This window comes from Candidatus Vagococcus giribetii (assembly GCF_017316185.1).
In the GTDB taxonomy this organism is placed as follows: domain Bacteria; phylum Bacillota; class Bacilli; order Lactobacillales; family Vagococcaceae; genus Vagococcus; species Vagococcus giribetii.
This window is the reverse complement of sequence record NZ_JAFLVX010000025.1, coordinates 27,062-43,405: the sequence shown is the minus strand read 5'-3', so window position 1 is coordinate 43,405 and position 16,344 is coordinate 27,062. Positions and strand designations below refer to the sequence as shown.

Below are 16,344 nucleotides of genomic sequence, written 5' to 3'. Positions count from 1 at the left end.
CTACTCGGAAAAAAACTCATTTCTGCTCCTAAGCTACCTTCATACTCTTCAAAGGAAAATCTTTCAGCCAAGGATTTTCTTTCTGATTTGCTTCTACAAGTACTACTCCTCTTAATCTAAGCATCTTTTTATTGCTTTCATTCTACAATGAAACGCCTAAGTAGTCAAACTTAAATCAAGGCTTTTGCTGCTTCTAGAGCTTTTGTGTAATCAGGCTCATGAGAGACTTCTGAAGTGATTTCTACATAAGCAAGTTTTCCTGTTGTATCAACAACAAAAATAGCTCTTGCTAAACGGTTCATTTCTGGAATCAATAAACCATAGTTCTTAGCAAACTCTAAATCAGAGTCACGAAGCATAGTCATATCAACACCTTCTGCAGCACACCAGTTACTCTGTTCTTCTTTTGTGTTGTTTGATACAGTCACAAAATTAATGCCTGTTTCTGTTGCTGCTTCTTTATTGAAGCGTTTTGTTTGTAGTGCACAGATACTTGTATCAATATCTGGAATCACACTAATAATTAATGGTTTACTTAGTTGATCAGCTAAAGTTACTTGTTGATCTTTCAAATCTTGTAATGAAAAACTTGGTGCGTTCTCACCGATAATTGGTTGAACACCTTCTAATTCAACAGGATTTCCTTTTAACGTTACTTGCATAAAAAAACACTCCCTTATCTCTATTCTTCCCTTAGTATAAATAAAGAAAGAATAAAAGACAAAAGAGTTGCTCGCAATTACAATGTTTTAAATTCTGGGTTGTTATAATTTTCATCGTAATAGATTAATGTTTGAAGTTCTGTCGTTAAATCAATGTACTGAACTTGGACATTGTGAGGGACTTTCAAACGTTTTGGTGCAAAGTTTAACACAGCTGTAACGCCAGCTTCAACTGCATCATCAATCACTTCTTGTACTTTGTTACTTGGTACTGTGGTAATCACAGTGGTAATACCTTCTTTTTTAATGACTTCTTTAATGCAAGAAATATCTTCCACTTTAATGCCATTAACTTTTGTCCCAATCACTTCAGGATTTGCATCAAATGCCGCAACAATGTTTAGGTTGGCGTTACGTCTAAAGTTATTATTGACTAAGGCTTTCCCTAGGTTTCCGACACCGATTAAGGCAATTCTTTTTTCAATTTCTGTGTTTAAAATATTACTAAAAACTTCGATTAAATAAGGCACATCATACCCATAGCCGCTTCGACCTAATTCACCAAAGTGTGAAAAATCTCGACGAATCGTTGCTGAAGGAATTTGAATCATTTGGCTAAATTCATTTGATTTAATTCGCTTCACTCCGCTTTGATCAAGGGTCTTTAAATAACGAAAATACAATGGAATACGTTTTGCTGTGGCTTTTGGTATTTCTTGATTTTTTTTCAAATTTTCCATGTACAACACCTCTTTAGAATTGTGACAACTTTCACATTTAGTGTATCACGGAAATTTTAACATTTCAATGAATTTGTGAAAATATTATAAATATCCTCACCCATTAATCATCAAAAAAGCAAAATTCTTATTTAGTCACAAAAAGAAGCTGAAACATCACTCCTTTAGAGTGGCTTCAACTTCTCTTTTTAGAACAAATCGTCCATGTCTTCTGTTGTTTTGTTTAAGAATGAATCACTTGATTTAACTTCTTCAATGACTAACCCTGCCATAGCTCTTGCAATCATGCCTTCTACATCAAGACGTTTTTCATAGTACTCTACTTTTTCAAGTTTTGGACGAGTTTTTGGCTCTGGTGGCGCAAAAATCGTACAACAATCTTCAAATGGTTGAATCGCTAATTCAAAGGTATCAATTTTTTCAGCGATTTCAATAATTTCACTTTTATCCATTGTAATCACAGGGCGAATAATAGGTGTCGTTGTCACTTCATTAATTGCTACCATGCTGTGCATTGTTTGTGAGGCCACTTGACCTAATGATTCACCATTAATAATCGCTAAAGCGCGACGTTGTTCTCTGATTAAATCTGTTAAACGAAGCATAAAACGTCTTGTAATCGTCATCCAGTAACCAGATGGTGTTGAGCGTTTGATTTCTTCTTGAATCTCTGTAAATGGCACAGTGATAAACTGAATACCTCCTACATAAGGAGTTAGTTTAACCGTTAGATCTTTCGCTTTATTAAGAGCTTGCTCACTTGTATAAGGTGGGCTATAGAAATGAACGGCTTCAATATTAAGACCACGTTTCATCGCTAAATAGCCTGCAACAGGCGAATCAATTCCACCTGAAAGCATCAACATACCTTTACCACTTGAGCCCACTGGGAGTCCACCAGGCCCTTGAATCGTTTGACAAGATAAATAGGCTGCTTCTCTTCTAACTTCTACATCTACACGAATATCAGGTTGAATCATTTTGGCTTCAATCCCAGGGATACCATGATAAATCGCACCACCCACTTCACGATTCATATCGTTACTATCCCAAATAAATTGTTTATCTGAACGACGACTTTGAACTTTAAAGGTTTGGCCTTCTTCCCAAACTTCTTTTACCATTTCAATCGCTGTTTGGCAGATGATATCTGTGTCTTTTTCAATCTTAATTACTGGTGAAAAACTTTGAATCCCAAAAATTGGTGTTAAACGAGCCATCACACTTTGGCTATCTGCTCCATTTAAAATCAAATGCATACGGTCACGGTCTGATTGAATTTTAACTTCTTCAAATTCATGTAGACTTTTCTTCACATTGTGAGCTAATTGGCTAATAAAAACTTTTCTGTTTTTTCCTTTAGTTGATAATTCACCGTAGCGAATCATAATTTCTGTATAGTTCATACAATCTCCTTTTATCCGTTAATTTTCTCAAATTTATCATAAAGTTGTTTGAAGATGATTAAAAATTGTTCTGCCTCAGCTAAGGTATTTTTCTCATCTAAACTAATACGAATCGCAGTTTCTGATAGTTTGGCAGGCACTCCCATAGAACCTAACGTACTACTTGCCATTTTCTTTTTACTTGAACACGCACTTGTCGTTGACACGAAAATTTCTTTATCCTCTAAAGCATGGACTAAGACTTCTCCTCTAATATCTTTAATACCTAAACATAAAATATGAGGCGCCTGTAATCTTTTTTCCTGAGGAGAAAAAATCGTTACTTTGTCAAAATGGCTCAAATGTTCTTCTAAATAATCACGCATGCGGCGAATATAGTTTTCTTTTAACTCTCTATCCTCAAATAATAAACGACAAGCTCTTGCCATACTGACAATACCTGGTGTATTTTCAGTCGTGCTGCGTTTGTTGTTTTCTTGGCCGCCTCCTGTTAAAAGAGGAGCTAATTTACATCCCTTTTTCCAGTACAACATACCAACTCCACGAGGTCCGTGGAATTTGTGCGCTGAAAAGCTAGCAAAATCAACACGAGAAGTTAACCACTCCTCTGTTGGAATTTTACCCACTGCTTGAACAGCGTCCACATGGTAATGAATCGATGGGTATTTTTCTAAGATATCACTAATCGCTTTTATCGGCTGAATCACACCAACCTCACTATTAATGACCACTGTTGAAACTAAAATTGTGTCATCTCTGATTAAGCCTTCTAAAGCTTCTGTATCGATTTCACCTGCTTTTGTGACAGGAATAATAGATACCTCAAAACCTAAGCTCTCCAACTGTTTAGCAGATTCACTAATAGATGGATGCTCCACTGAGGAAATAATCAAATGATTTCTAAAAGGACGTTTTTCAATAGCTGTTCCTTTTAGTACCCAGTTGTTGCTCTCAGTTCCGCCACTTGTAAAATAAAGTTCTTCTTTTGACACACCTAACTGCTGACTAATTTGTTCCCTTGATTTGTCTAATAAAGTCGCTCCTTGTTCTCCTAATCGATGCAAACTTGAGGGGTTACCAATAAAGCGTTCACTAGTTCGTTTGTATGTTTCGATGACACTTTTTTCCATAGCTGTTGTTGCACTATTATCAAAATAGATCATTTGTCGTCACTCTTTTCTAAAAATTCATGTTTATTATAACGTCTTACTCCCTATCCTTCAACTTTACAGAATTACTAAGTGAAAAAGAAAAGAGACTGACATTTTGGTCAGCCTCTTTCTTTGATTTAATGACTCATTAAATCTGATTATTTTTATTTTCAAAATAATACTTTCTAATGCGCTCAGTTGTTCCTGGTTCAATGCGTTCAATACCAGCGCTGATGGTATCTAATGCATCTTCATATAAATGCTCTCTTGAGAACAAACTTAAGCTTCGATCAATCGCGTTTTTAATTTCTGGATGAGAGAAACGATAACGGTTAGCATGTTGAATCATTTGCTCTGTTAAAGCAGCACTATCGATTAAGTTGTTTGTTTTGTCTTTTAATGTTTGGATATCTTCCTCGCAAAGACCTACTAAACGATCGATATGATTCATATCTATTCTTATCTTGTTAAGCTCACGGCTTAGTTCTTCAACTCTTTCACCAGCTACATAGAAGAATTCTAAGTAACTACTTGGGATTCCAGGTAAACGTTGCTTCTCTACATGACGTTTCAATGTACGCAACTCTAATTCATAATCATCGATCTTCTTAATAGCATCTCTTTCTCTTGGAGCAAAGTCCTTGATAGATTGACCTGTTTCAATTTGGTCTTCTTCGATGTCTTTTAATTGATCTAGACTCTCGCGATAAAAGGCAGCAACTTGTGAAAAGATTGCTTCTTTGTTTTTTAATTTTTCTTCAGTCGCATCGAATTCTTTTTGCATTTCTTGCATTTGAGCCTGGAAGCCTCTAACTTTACCTAATTCATTGTTGTTAAGCACGTAACTTTGAGACACATGATCCAGTTCAATCAATAATAAATGATTGTTTTTATCGGCATGTTCTAAGTAATTAACCAATGTACTCTTGTTGTCATTAACATAATGACGAGCATTGATTTCTTTTTCCATGATGTCATATAATTGATCAATTTCTTTAGCGATTTCACTATTTAGCTTGCCAACATTTTCAACTTCTAATTTTTCTAAATTCATTAGAGTTGAGCGGACTTTGCCTTCTAGTTTATCAACATTTGTTTGAATGATGTCATTTTCAAATACGTAATGGTCTTTGATTAATGACGCATATCCTTCTTTAATTTCTTTTAATTGTTTAGGAAATACTTTGTTTAAAACTTCAAACAATGGTGGAATTTGTTCAATGACTTCTTGAATCTCATAAGTTCTTTTTTCAGCTTTTTCTAATACAGTACGAGCTTCCATTGGATCACCAGCTGTATTAAGAGCAACAAATTGTGTAAAATCACGTTCAACATTTTGAATTTGTTTTTCTAGTTCTTTATAAGAAACCCCGTACTTATCTGGGTCAGAAGTAACAGATTCACTAATTGTTTCGTAAGCATCTAAAGCTTGTTGTACAGCTTCAGAGTTTCTTACTTCACTTTCTTTTAAGTCTGTCAATCCTTGGCGAATTTCTTCTACCTCAGATTCCATACTTTTAAGAGTGCCTTCTGCTTCTTCAAGTGCTTCTTTTACTTTGATAAAACGAAATGTTTCATTTAAATTTTCAATTTCAAAAATGAGGCTTTCTAACTCTGCAAAAGAAATGGTAGAAATATCGATCCATTTTTGATTCCATTCTCTAAAGGTGTTTTGACTTTGACCTACTAAATGCATTTTTTTGACGTCATCAACTTCTTCTAAAACAGGCAGATCAAACAAGGCAATCTTGTTTTTCTCAAGCTCCTCCAGTCGGTCTTGATTTTTTCGTCTCATAAAAAAGGCTACTAAATATAACCCAGCAGCTAAGATTATTACAAAAAGTAATACCCATAACCATATTTTAGTATTCATGAAATTTCCTCCATATTAAGTGTTAGTCGCCACTATCCCTTCAAATCACCAGAAAAAAACAGCTGTCAGAGCTTTCCTTATTTGGACGTCTTAGAGCTTGTCTTACTTTGCAATCAATCGTATATTAGAAAATTTACATCTAAGAAAGATTATAACACAAAGACCTCATCGTATCACTATTATTCTATTAAAAAAAAGTAACTTTTGTCCATTGTCCTTTATTTAGGAAGGTTTTCATCATTTGTTTAGTCTTCTTCATTTTTCGTATTGCTTTTCACTTTTTTTTTCTGTAATGTATAACATAATCTATTTAATGGGAGGTTAAAAAAATGAAGGTAACAAAATTCGGGGGAAGTTCCCTAGCAAACGGGACTCAACTAAAAAAGGTGTTAGCTATTATCAAATCTGATCCTGAACGACGGTTCATTGTGGTTTCAGCTCCAGGTAAATCACATCCATTAGATATAAAAGTCACTGATTTACTCATTGACTATGCTAATGCCTTTTTAGCAAAACAAGAAACAACAGCTATTGAAGCAACCATTATTAGTCGTTTTCAAGCTATGTGTGATGAACTTGATTTAACACTTTCTATGACAACGATTAAAACAGAAATTTATTCTTTAAAAAAGACACCTCTAGTTTCCTCAGATAGAGTGATGGATCTTTTTAAATCCAGTGGTGAAAACTGTCACGCTCGATTAATAGCTGAATTTTTAACTAAAAATGGCGTACCTGCTACTTATGTTCATCCAAAAGACGCTGGCATTCTTGTAGAAGATATCCCAGGTGATACGGTGATTAAAAGGGAAGCTTATCATACCATTAAACACTTAAAACACCACAAAGATGTTGTGGTGATACCAGGTTTTTTTGGTGTCACTAGTAATGATTCTATTTGCACTTTTTCAAGAGGTGGATCTGATGTCACCGGCTCGATTATCGCTGCTGGAATTAACGCTAATTTGTACGAAAATTTTACTGACGTAGATGCTATCTATTCAGCCAATCCAAACATCATTGATAACTGTGCGCCTATTACTGAGCTGACCTTTAGAGAAATGCGTGAATTAAGTTATGCAGGCTTTAGCGTATTACATGACGAAGCTTTGATTCCTGCTTTTCATCAAAATATTCCAGTCGTCATCAAAAACACTAATAACCCAGATGCGCCAGGAACACGTATTTCAGCTAGTAGACCATTAGATACTCAATCAGTTATTGGCATTGCCGCAGACTCAGGTTTTACTAGTATTTTTCTAAGAAAATACTTAATGAATAGAGAGTTTGGTTTTGGATTTCGCATTTTAGAAATACTCAAAGAATTCGGCTTACAGTATGAGCACATGCCTTCTGGTATTGATGACATTACGATTATTTTAAGACAAAACCAACTCACTCCTACTAGTGAGCAACAACTAAGAGATAAACTATTAACTGATTTAAAACTGGATGAAATTAAGATTGAGCATGATATTTCCATGGTAGCTATCGTTGGTGAGGGAATGAAAAACAGCATTGGCGTTGCAGCTAAAGCTACTACTGCTCTAGCTAATGAAGGGATCAATCTAGAAGTAATCAACCAAGGAGCAAGTGAATTAAGTATTTTATTTGCTATTAGAGAGCCTTACGAAGAACAAGCCACACGTGCTTTGTACCAAGTTTTTTTCGATTAGTTTTATGACTATCAGATACATACTAGGTACTAAAATATCCTCTCATTTAATGTAAGGGCACCAAAAGCAATTTTTTCATGTTATTCTACCTAATATTTATTTATAAGGCATAAAACTGTATCACTATTCTTGAAAGAATAGTGATACAGTTTTTTTATGATAATAATTGTCTCAACTCATGTGCTTGAAGTATTTTAGAAAGCAACATCATATCTCTCACTTGCAACCTAGGAGAAATTTTTCCATACATGACATTTTGGTCAGTAGGATGAGTCGTAATTCTTGGAGAGTACCTGCCAACTTCAACAAAAACATTAGATTCTTTGATGCTTCTCACAAAGTTAATTTTAAAAAATTGATTATAGGTTTCACGAATAAATTTTTCTAAAATAATTTGTTCAACTTCACTATCTAACCCAGAAACGTATACAGCTATATGTTTCTCATATAATCGACGATCAGCAAGTAAATAAATCAAACTAATATATTGTTTAATTAAAAAATCATAATCCCCAACAATATACTTAGGTGAATAAGATATTAATTCTTTAACAAGCAATTCAGCTCTTTCAAACAATTTCACATCATGAATAATCATGTCATTTTTATAAATATCACCTTTCCACGTTGGGTAAAGTATTTTAGATAGATGTTGACAAAATAAGGCAAGCTCTAGATCGAACGCGCAATTAGCCATCTCTGGAAAATAGTGAATCAATCTTTCTTCCGAAAACTCTAATAATTTAGTAAATTCATTTTTTGTTTGATGATTCAATTTAATAAATTTTTTCCCTATACTTTGAAGACAAAACCATTCTTTACTTAATAAATTCAATATAAAAAAAGATTTTTCAACTTCACTAATTTTAAAATGAGTATCTAAAATAGCATACTCCTCTAAAAAACGATCAAGGCTTTCTTGAAAATCTTCAAAGATGTTTGCTCTTTCAAAAGAGCATCCTCTTTGTGTTCTCGATAACATAATACCTGTCTCAAACATTAAATCATGTAACTGCCTTTTAGTTAACTTGCTGATATCAACAACTTCTTTAATCTCTGCCATCACTTCTTTTTCTGATACATGATCAATAGGCCATTGATTTTCTGAAAAAATATCATTAATTAGCATCAGACCTACTTTTCTAATAATAGCTTCATCACCACTTAAAAATAATTTACCATCACGTCCTTTTAAATCAATCCCATAAATTTGGAATACCTCTCTCAACAGTTTTAATCTTTCTTTTAACGGTGTTTCACTTAAGTAGTACTCATTAATTAAACTCACTCGATTTAGCTTCTCACCTAATATCAAACGTAAACCAATTTGTACCATGGAGTCTTCTTGGACTAATAAATTCCTAAAATCATGATATATCTCCATATCATTAATTTCGATATAAACTGTTGTCACTTTCTCATCATCAAAGTGGCAAAGTACATCTTCCTTACTGATATTATATTCAATTAATTTATTGGCGATTTTTTTTAAGTATTTCACTGTACTACTTCTTGATAAATCCGTTAATTCACTTAACTGCTGAATACCAATTGGTTCGATTTGTAACTCTAACGTGTCTAATATTTTGACCTGTTTTTTTATATTTTGTTCATAGATTTTATACAAATGACTCTCTTTTTTCAATTTATTTATTCGATTTATCATTCTCTACACCACATTCCCTTATAACTCAATAACTAATGACCCAACTAGTTTATACCTTTAAGATACTCTTATAACTCTTCTTAAAAATAATTATTTTGTCCTGTGAACCGACAATTTAGATCATTTACTGCCTCTATAATTTTTAATGTACTTGTGCACTGATCCTAATGATACTTCTGTCAGGTCTGAAATTTCTCTTAGACTATAGTGTTGTTTGTATAAATGATAAATTCTTTCGATTGTTTCTTCTGCTATTTTTGGTCTTCCTAAAGAGATACCTTCTTCTTTTTTTAAACGCAAAGCATCTTTTGTTAGTTTACTTTTAACTTTTTCATCCATATCTTGTACAGCCGATACAACCGTTAAAACATCCATAGTTTCTTCCGTATTAATTCCTTCATCTAGACTTACCAATTCAATATGATTTAGTTTTAAATATGTTATTATCGGAAGAAACTGTTTTAATGTTTTTTCAAACACGGTTAAATTTGCAATCACAATCATTAATTTTTCTTTTTTTGCTGCTTCTACACAGGAAGATAATAATTTTTTTAGCTCTTTATCTGAATTTTTTTTTCCTTTGTCAATCCACAAAAAATCACAATCATAACATGCTAATTGTGTCATTTGTTCAGAAATTGTAAGTTCTGAAGATTCTCGTATATAGCCATATCGTTTCATTACATTGCCCTTTCTTTTAAACTACCTTTAAACAAACTAATATCAATTAGTTTAAATGACATTTAATGAAAAAACGGGCTCCTTTTTTCATATAAAATAATATTTTTTAGTCTTTTACATCAAAAAAGTCTAAACAGAAAAAATTCTGTCTAGACTTTTGATAGCTATTTATTTTTGTTTTTTTGCTTTTCTATCTCATTTTTAATACGTTTTTCAGGAGCAAAGTCTGCTTCCCAATTATCAGGCTTCAATACTTTTCCTGTTACTTCATGATATCTTGGCTTGCCATCCGGAAATAATTTTCCCATATTGGCTTCGTGAACAATGTTAAATACCTTAGTCGGATCCACATTCATCATGACAAATGAGCCATACGTAAAATAAAGTAAATCAATTAAAGCATCCACTTCATCTACTAAAGGTTCTACTTGCTTGTCTTTTTCGATTAACTTTTCTGCTTCTGTGTCTAAAGTTTCTTTTAAATAGGCGACACTAGAGCGAAAATTGTCCTTATCGCCATTATTCGCTGCATATAAAAATTCCAAAATTTCTTCTAACTTGAAACCACTTCGATACTCAGCTACCTCTTTACTTAAGGCGCTCACTGAGTCATGGGTGTTTGGATCAAAATGATCATGAAATTCTTTTACTTGTTTGTAGGGACTTGTCATTTGATTTACCTCACCTTATCTAATCACTTGATGATGAACTAATGCTTGATAAATACCATCACGATCATTTGTTTCTGTTACATAATCAGCTTCTTCTTTCACATCATCTGGGGCATTCCCCATAGCCACACCAATCCCAATTCCTTTTAACATCTCTAAGTCATTCCAACTATCTCCAAAAGCAATCGCTTCATGCACGTCTAGCTCATAATGTTCTAAGACTTTATGAATCCCAACAATCTTAGAGCCTCCCTGTGGAATAATGTCAACGGAGTAAGGATTTGAACGAGTGAACTTACAATCTGGAAACAGAGCCTCTAAGCGCTCCTGCTCACTTTCGGGACTTAGCATAACACACTGATATACGGGACGATCAAAGATGGGTAAGGACATAAATTTATTTTCCTTTTGAGGTAAAATTTGCCATTTTTTTAGCCATTTCTCCAACTCTTTAGCAGAAACTTGATCAGGTAATAAATGATATAAATGCTTGATTAATTTTCGTTGACCAAGTTGCATGGATTGACTACCATAAAACTCTTTTCGACTTCCAAAAATCATTTGCTTGTTTTCATTATCCCCAAACTCCGCTAATCTTCTTAACGTTTCATGACTAAACGGATTCTCAAAAATACCTACTTCATGAGAAAAACAGATTTGTCCGTTATAAAGCACATAAGCATCCATTGGTAATTGACCAATCAGTGATTGAATACTTTTTGGCCCTCTACCTGAAGCAATACAACATAACACATCTTCTTGATGAAGTTTCTCTATGGCTCTTTTGGTAGAAGCAAGTACTTCACCATTACTACTTAACAACGTTCCATCAATATCAAAAAAAGCTGCTTTTATCATAGTCTTCTCCTTTAGAATAACGACGTTTGATTCGGATTAAGTCCCTCATACTCCACGCCGAGTATTTTTTTCAACAACATACCATTAGGTGCTGCATCTTTAGCTGAGTTATTATTAAAAATAACGGCTACTTGTTTGGCTTTTATCTGTTCAAAGCTTTGTGCTAACTCATCTAATTCACCTTTAGAATAGCAATATAAATTACGTTTACGTCGCCAATCATCGCTATTATCCAACCAATTTCCTTTATTGCGACCATGTAATCTAACAAACGCAAAATCAGGATTAGTCACTGTCTCATCATAAGGCACGGAATGAAGGGCTACTTGAGGTTGATCTACCATGACTAAGGTATAACGATACTCTTTCATAAAGCGAATCATTGAGTCTTTCATCTTTTCATGATACCAACTGCTATTTCTAAACTCAATACTTATTGGGTCATTTGGGTAATACTCTCTAATTTTTCTAAGATACATCACATTCTCTTTATTACAAGGAAATGATGCTGGAAATTGAAACAAGATACTAGCTAGTTTGTTACTTGTCTTCACAGGGGCTAAAAATTCCTGGTAGGCCTCAAACATTTCTTTTTCACTCGTATAGTATTCCTCATAAGAACTATGGCGTGTCATGCCCTTATAGGCTTTCAAAATAAACGTAAATGTATCAGGTGTTCTATCCACCCAGTTTTGACTAACACTCGCTTTTCTAATGCCGTAAAAGCATGTATCGAGCTCCACAATGGGAAAGAATGATGCATATTCTTCTAAGGTTAATTTATTTTTATTCAATAAACTGCCATGTTCATCAAATGTTGTCATGCCAATTTTTATCATGTTTTATCCTCCACTTTGTTCACACTATCTATCTTTACTTTACAGAATTCCCTTACATTTTTCAAACAGTCTGATTAATGGTCATACAGAATGGCAAATCTATAATCTCCTCATACTTTTTTCTCTTTATAAGTGCTACAATAATATTTATTAGGAAAGAAAGAAGGCGTTATATAAAATGAATGAACAACTAATTCAGCATATTGAATCTTTGTATAATCAAGCTAATACCCATCTACTAGAACAAACCAATAAAAGAGATCAAATTCTTCTTTTTTACTTCGTCTTTATTTCTTTTTATGTTACTCAATCAGACAAAATAAATTCTTTACCTATACACTCTATTCTAAGCATTTTAATTTTTCTTATTGGTATTATTATTTTGTCTCTGTTAATTGAATTAAGATCTTGGCATCTACAGTATGTATCCGTTGCAAAACTAGCAACTTTAATTTTAAGTAATAGTGACCAAATAACAGACAAGGATTCTCTAGGTGTTTTTATTGAAAACTATTATGATAATAAAAAAAAGGAGAAGAACAAATCTCAATATAAGAACTTCTTTGTAGGACTAGATAATAAAATTATGATGTCTATATCTATAATTGTAGGTTGTTCTTCCTACTTTATGTACAAACAAATAACCATTTTAAATAACAATTTACTATATTCTCTTATTATCATGACTACATTTTTAACCTGTTTTTTGACATTCTTTTTTTACAACAAACGAATAAAAACAGCTAAAGGATACAAACCCTGGATAATTCAGGGTTTAATAAAACAACAACCACTGGTATTAAAAAACAAATACTTAACAGTTTTGAAAGATAACGAAAGTAACTATATCCATATTGAACAAAATACAGGAGGAGTTGTTATTGTACCTACTTGTAACAATAAATTTCTATTAATAAAAATTATTCGGAATGAAAAAGAAAATCTCGAATTCCCACGAGGTTTTTCTGAAAACAACGAAGACCTTTATGTAGCAGCTAAACGAGAATTAAAAGAAGAACTCAATTTATCTGGAAGCATTGAGTCTTTAGGTCATTTATCGACAGACACTGGATTGATTACTGATAATATAGAAGCATTTCATATTTCAATTGAAAAACCAAACAATATCATTCTTCAGAACGAAGAAAAAATAATCAGTTATATTTTTTGTAGTAAAGAAGAGCTAGAAGAAAAAATAATCTCAGAAGAAATTATTGACAACTTTACTTTATCATCGTATTTAAAATATAAATTAAAAAATCCTCCAAAGTAACTAAGGAGGATTTTTTATTTAGTTCATCTAAATTAGAAATAATACTATGCACCGAAAGGGATTCGAACCCTCACGCCCGTAATTAGGCACAAGATCCTTAGTCTTGCATGTCTGCCAGTTCCATCATCGATGCATTGAGTCACTCAGTTAGCTAAGCTAATGAGACACACTCTTGTTTAGCAACTACCAAAGTAAGTGCTAACAAACAATAATAAAACTATAACGATTATCTAGTCATTTGTCAAATGCTTTAATCCGCCACCACACTGGCAAACATAACGTTTTGTATCAATTCGTCTTTGTCTAAAAATATCTGCATCACACACTTGGCACTTGTAGTGTTGATAGTTCTTTCTTATCTTTAAAGGCTTAACAAAACGAGATCCGCCTGTTTGTTTCAATAACAACTTAAACTCTGGATCTTTGTGTTGGTAGCCCTTATTGTCTAAATGCAGATGATAATGACATAACTCATGTTTAATCACTCCAACTAATTCTTCTTTACCATGTAATTCAAGAACCAATGGATTAAAATCTAAGTTAGCTGTCTTTAAATGATACCTGCCACCTGTCGTCTTGAGTCGGTTGTTGAAGGTTGCTTGATGTAAAAAAGGTTTCTTGAAATAAATCAAAGAAACCTCTTCTACTAATTGTTGTAATTCTTGATTAGTCATTTTTAGCAACTGGAATCATAGTTAATGAAATACGTTTTTTCTTGATATCCACTGAATCAATCCAAACCGTTACCACATCTCCAACAGCCACCACATCTGTTGGGTGCTTAATGAATTTCGCGCTTAACTTAGACACATGAACCATGCCGTCTTGTTTCACACCAATATCAACAAAGGCACCGAAATCGACAACGTTTCTAACGGTTCCTTGAAGCTCCATACCAGCTTTTAAATCTTCCATGCTAAGAACATCTTGTCTTAATAAAGGTGCTGGCATTTCGTCCCTCATGTCACGTCCTGGTTGAAGTAAGGCTTTTAACACGTCTTCTAAGGTTTCTTCGCCTACATTTAATTGTGACGCTAATTGGCTAACAACGACATGACTTAATTTGTCATTAGACTCAGGAGTGCCTAATTCTTTTTCTGATAGATCTAGAGCTTTCAGTAACTCTTTCACTAATTTGTAACTCTCTGGGTGAATCCCTGTATTATCTAAAATGTTTTTTCCATCTGGAATTCTTAAGAATCCAATAGCTTGTTCATAAGCTTTTGGTCCTAATCTTGGTACCTTCTTAAGCTCAGTTCGACTATTAAATGTGCCGTTTTCTTCACGGTAAATTACTACATTTTTAGCCGTTGTTTTGTTAAGTCCTGAGACATGTTGTAATAATTGAGCACTAGCAGTATTTACATTAACACCCACTTGGTTAACAGCTGTTTCTACAACAAAATCAAGTTGCTCTGTTAGTTTCTTTTGAGACACGTCATGTTGGTATTGACCTACTCCAACTGCTTTTGGCTCAATTTTAACTAACTCTGCTAATGGATCTTGCAAACGTCTGGCAATACTTGCAGCACTTCTTTCTTCTACTTGTAAATCTGGAAATTCTTCACGAGCAATAGCACTTGCTGAATACACAGAGGCTCCAGCTTCGTTAACAATCACATAAAAAACTTCACGTTTTAATTGTTTTAAATTTTCTGAGACAAAAATTTCTGACTCACGACTAGCTGTTCCATTTCCAATAGCAATCATTTCAACTTTGTATTCTTCGATAAACTCGATGAATTCCACAGCTGCTCTGTCACGTTTTTCTTGATTAGATGGTTTATGTGGGTAAATCACTTTAACAGCTAATAATTTCCCTGTTTCATCCACTACTGCTAATTTACAACCTGTACGATAAGCAGGGTCAAAACCTAAAACAACTTTCCCTTTTAAAGGTGATTGAAGTAGTAAGTTTCTTAAGTTCTCACCAAAAATTGCAATCGCTTGTTGATCAGCTTTTTCTGTTAATTCTCCACGGATTTCACGTTCAATAGATGGTCCTATGAAACGTTTGTAACTATCTTCATAAGCTAATCGAACTTGCTCCTCTGCAAAACTTGTTGATTGAGCAATTAATTGATTTTGTAAATAACTGAAAACTCTGGTTTCATCTACAGCAATCTCCGCTTTGATGACCCCTTCTTTTTCACCACGATTAGCAGCTAACACACGGTGTGACGCTATTTTTTTAACAGGTTCACTAAAGTCATAATACATTTCGTAGACAGACGTTTCATCTAATGATTTGTCCTTTTCAGTTGTACTAAAAATACCATTTTGCCAAACAAATTCTCTTAACCACTCACGGTATTTTGGCTCATCACTAATCACCTCTGCCATAATCTCATGAGCACCTGCTAAACAATCCTCAACTGTTACAAGCTCTTCTCTTGGTTGAATGAATTTAGTTGCCATTTCTTCTAAACTACCGGTTGTTGGTAAGCTTAGTAACCATGTCGCTAAAGGCTCTAATCCTTTTTCCTTAGCAATAGTTGCTTTTGTACGACGTTTTTGTTTGAACGGACGATACAAATCTTCTACTTGTTGCATTTTTTCAGCAAACTTGATTTTTTTAGCTAAAGCGTCTGTTAGTTTTCCTTGCTCTTCAATAATGCGTAAAACTTCTTCCTTACGCTTCACTAAGCCTTGTAGGTAACTAAAACGGTCTTCGATTTCTCGAATAGCCACTTCATCTAAACTACCGGTCATCTCTTTACGGTAACGGGCGATAAAAGGTACTGTGTTACCTTCTTCTAAAAGTTCTAAGACTTTTTCGATTTGTGAGGCACGGTATTGGTGTAACTCTTTTTTTAGTAATTGAAACGCTTGTTGTTCTTGCATGCTA

General features: G+C 33.7%; 14 protein-coding genes, 1 tRNA gene and 1 other annotated feature (1 of these 16 running past the window's edge). Of the genes, 2 read left to right on the top strand and 13 right to left on the bottom strand.

Annotated features, from left to right (window positions below):
- Window positions 1-128 (bottom strand) — a binding site (T-box leader) (it extends 77 nt beyond the left edge of the window).
- A gap of 42 nt (window positions 129-170) precedes the next feature.
- The 5 genes from tpx to DOK76_RS09915 form a co-directional block, all read right to left on the bottom strand.
- Entirely contained in the window at window positions 171-662 is a 492-nt protein-coding gene (gene tpx / locus DOK76_RS09935; protein ID WP_206967320.1) for a thiol peroxidase, read from the bottom strand.
- Between the two features lie 77 nt (window positions 663-739).
- The gene (locus DOK76_RS09930; protein WP_206967318.1) at window positions 740-1,402 is read right to left on the bottom strand and encodes a redox-sensing transcriptional repressor Rex; all 663 of its coding nucleotides are present in this window, start codon (window positions 1,400-1,402) and stop codon (window positions 740-742) included.
- A gap of 188 nt (window positions 1,403-1,590) precedes the next feature.
- Complete coding sequence (gene thiI, locus DOK76_RS09925) at window positions 1,591-2,808, bottom strand: tRNA uracil 4-sulfurtransferase ThiI (RefSeq protein ID WP_206967317.1); 1,218 nt, start codon at window positions 2,806-2,808, stop codon at window positions 1,591-1,593.
- Between the two features lie 11 nt (window positions 2,809-2,819).
- Window positions 2,820-3,971 carry a cysteine desulfurase family protein gene (locus DOK76_RS09920; protein WP_206967314.1) on the bottom strand — a complete coding sequence of 384 codons (1,152 nt, stop codon included), beginning with the start codon at window positions 3,969-3,971 and terminating at the stop codon, window positions 2,820-2,822.
- A 136-nt stretch (window positions 3,972-4,107) separates the two neighbouring features.
- On the bottom strand, window positions 4,108-5,832 hold the full coding sequence (locus DOK76_RS09915) for a septation ring formation regulator EzrA (protein WP_206967312.1): 1,725 nt from the start codon (window positions 5,830-5,832) through the stop codon (window positions 4,108-4,110).
- Window positions 5,833-6,161: 329 nt separating this feature from the next.
- Here DOK76_RS09915 and DOK76_RS09910 point away from each other — a divergent pair, with 329 nt between their 5' ends.
- Window positions 6,162-7,508, top strand: a complete 1,347-nt coding sequence (locus tag DOK76_RS09910; protein ID WP_206967310.1) for an aspartate kinase — start codon at window positions 6,162-6,164, stop codon at window positions 7,506-7,508.
- Between the two features lie 154 nt (window positions 7,509-7,662).
- Here DOK76_RS09910 and DOK76_RS09905 read toward each other — a convergent pair whose 3' ends face one another.
- From DOK76_RS09905 to DOK76_RS09885, 5 genes are all read right to left on the bottom strand, one after another.
- On the bottom strand, window positions 7,663-9,174 hold the full coding sequence (locus DOK76_RS09905) for a helix-turn-helix domain-containing protein (RefSeq protein ID WP_206967308.1): 1,512 nt from the start codon (window positions 9,172-9,174) through the stop codon (window positions 7,663-7,665).
- A gap of 120 nt (window positions 9,175-9,294) precedes the next feature.
- Window positions 9,295-9,855 (bottom strand): recombinase family protein, encoded by a 561-nt coding sequence (locus DOK76_RS09900; RefSeq protein ID WP_206967306.1) that lies wholly within the window; start codon window positions 9,853-9,855, stop codon window positions 9,295-9,297.
- A 164-nt stretch (window positions 9,856-10,019) separates the two neighbouring features.
- A complete protein-coding gene (locus DOK76_RS09895) occupies window positions 10,020-10,526 on the bottom strand; it encodes a pyrophosphohydrolase domain-containing protein (protein WP_206967304.1) in 507 nt (168 codons plus the stop codon).
- 15 nt (window positions 10,527-10,541) lie between these two features.
- The gene (locus DOK76_RS09890; RefSeq protein WP_206967302.1) at window positions 10,542-11,384 is read right to left on the bottom strand and encodes a Cof-type HAD-IIB family hydrolase; all 843 of its coding nucleotides are present in this window, start codon (window positions 11,382-11,384) and stop codon (window positions 10,542-10,544) included.
- A gap of 11 nt (window positions 11,385-11,395) precedes the next feature.
- Window positions 11,396-12,223: a DUF72 domain-containing protein gene (locus DOK76_RS09885; protein WP_206967300.1), complete on the bottom strand. Its 828-nt coding sequence runs from the start codon at window positions 12,221-12,223 to the stop codon at window positions 11,396-11,398.
- A gap of 178 nt (window positions 12,224-12,401) precedes the next feature.
- On the opposite strand from DOK76_RS09885, the gene DOK76_RS09880 reads away from it, so the two are divergent.
- Window positions 12,402-13,496, top strand: a complete 1,095-nt coding sequence (locus DOK76_RS09880; protein ID WP_206967298.1) for an NUDIX hydrolase — start codon at window positions 12,402-12,404, stop codon at window positions 13,494-13,496.
- 47 nt (window positions 13,497-13,543) lie between these two features.
- On the opposite strand, the gene DOK76_RS09875 is transcribed toward DOK76_RS09880, so the two are convergent.
- From DOK76_RS09875 to DOK76_RS09865, 3 genes are all read right to left on the bottom strand, one after another.
- Window positions 13,544-13,629, bottom strand: a tRNA-Leu gene (locus tag DOK76_RS09875).
- A 97-nt stretch (window positions 13,630-13,726) separates the two neighbouring features.
- A complete protein-coding gene (locus DOK76_RS09870; protein WP_206967296.1) occupies window positions 13,727-14,170 on the bottom strand; it encodes a SprT family protein in 444 nt (147 codons plus the stop codon).
- Complete coding sequence (locus DOK76_RS09865) at window positions 14,163-16,340, bottom strand: Tex family protein (protein WP_206967294.1); 2,178 nt, start codon at window positions 16,338-16,340, stop codon at window positions 14,163-14,165. The genes DOK76_RS09870 and DOK76_RS09865 overlap by 8 nt, the downstream gene beginning before the upstream one ends.
- Between the last annotated feature and the right edge of the window lie 4 nt (window positions 16,341-16,344).

Coding starts and splice junctions, on each gene's coding strand:
- tpx (WP_206967320.1), bottom strand. CDS start 662: ATGCAAGTAACGTTAAAAGGAAATCCTGTTGAATTAGAAGGTGTTCAA.
- DOK76_RS09880 (WP_206967298.1), top strand. CDS start 12,402: ATGAATGAACAACTAATTCAGCATATTGAATCTTTGTATAATCAAGCT.
- DOK76_RS09865 (WP_206967294.1), bottom strand. CDS start 16,340: ATGCAAGAACAACAAGCGTTTCAATTACTAAAAAAAGAGTTACACCAA.
- DOK76_RS09930 (WP_206967318.1), bottom strand. CDS start 1,402: ATGGAAAATTTGAAAAAAAATCAAGAAATACCAAAAGCCACAGCAAAA.
- DOK76_RS09870 (WP_206967296.1), bottom strand. CDS start 14,170: ATGACTAATCAAGAATTACAACAATTAGTAGAAGAGGTTTCTTTGATT.
- DOK76_RS09910 (WP_206967310.1), top strand. CDS start 6,162: ATGAAGGTAACAAAATTCGGGGGAAGTTCCCTAGCAAACGGGACTCAA.
- DOK76_RS09895 (WP_206967304.1), bottom strand. CDS start 10,526: ATGACAAGTCCCTACAAACAAGTAAAAGAATTTCATGATCATTTTGAT.
- DOK76_RS09920 (WP_206967314.1), bottom strand. CDS start 3,971: ATGATCTATTTTGATAATAGTGCAACAACAGCTATGGAAAAAAGTGTC.
- thiI (WP_206967317.1), bottom strand. CDS start 2,808: ATGAACTATACAGAAATTATGATTCGCTACGGTGAATTATCAACTAAA.
- DOK76_RS09900 (WP_206967306.1), bottom strand. CDS start 9,855: ATGAAACGATATGGCTATATACGAGAATCTTCAGAACTTACAATTTCT.
- DOK76_RS09885 (WP_206967300.1), bottom strand. CDS start 12,223: ATGATAAAAATTGGCATGACAACATTTGATGAACATGGCAGTTTATTG.
- DOK76_RS09905 (WP_206967308.1), bottom strand. CDS start 9,174: ATGATAAATCGAATAAATAAATTGAAAAAAGAGAGTCATTTGTATAAA.
- DOK76_RS09890 (WP_206967302.1), bottom strand. CDS start 11,384: ATGATAAAAGCAGCTTTTTTTGATATTGATGGAACGTTGTTAAGTAGT.
- DOK76_RS09915 (WP_206967312.1), bottom strand. CDS start 5,832: ATGAATACTAAAATATGGTTATGGGTATTACTTTTTGTAATAATCTTA.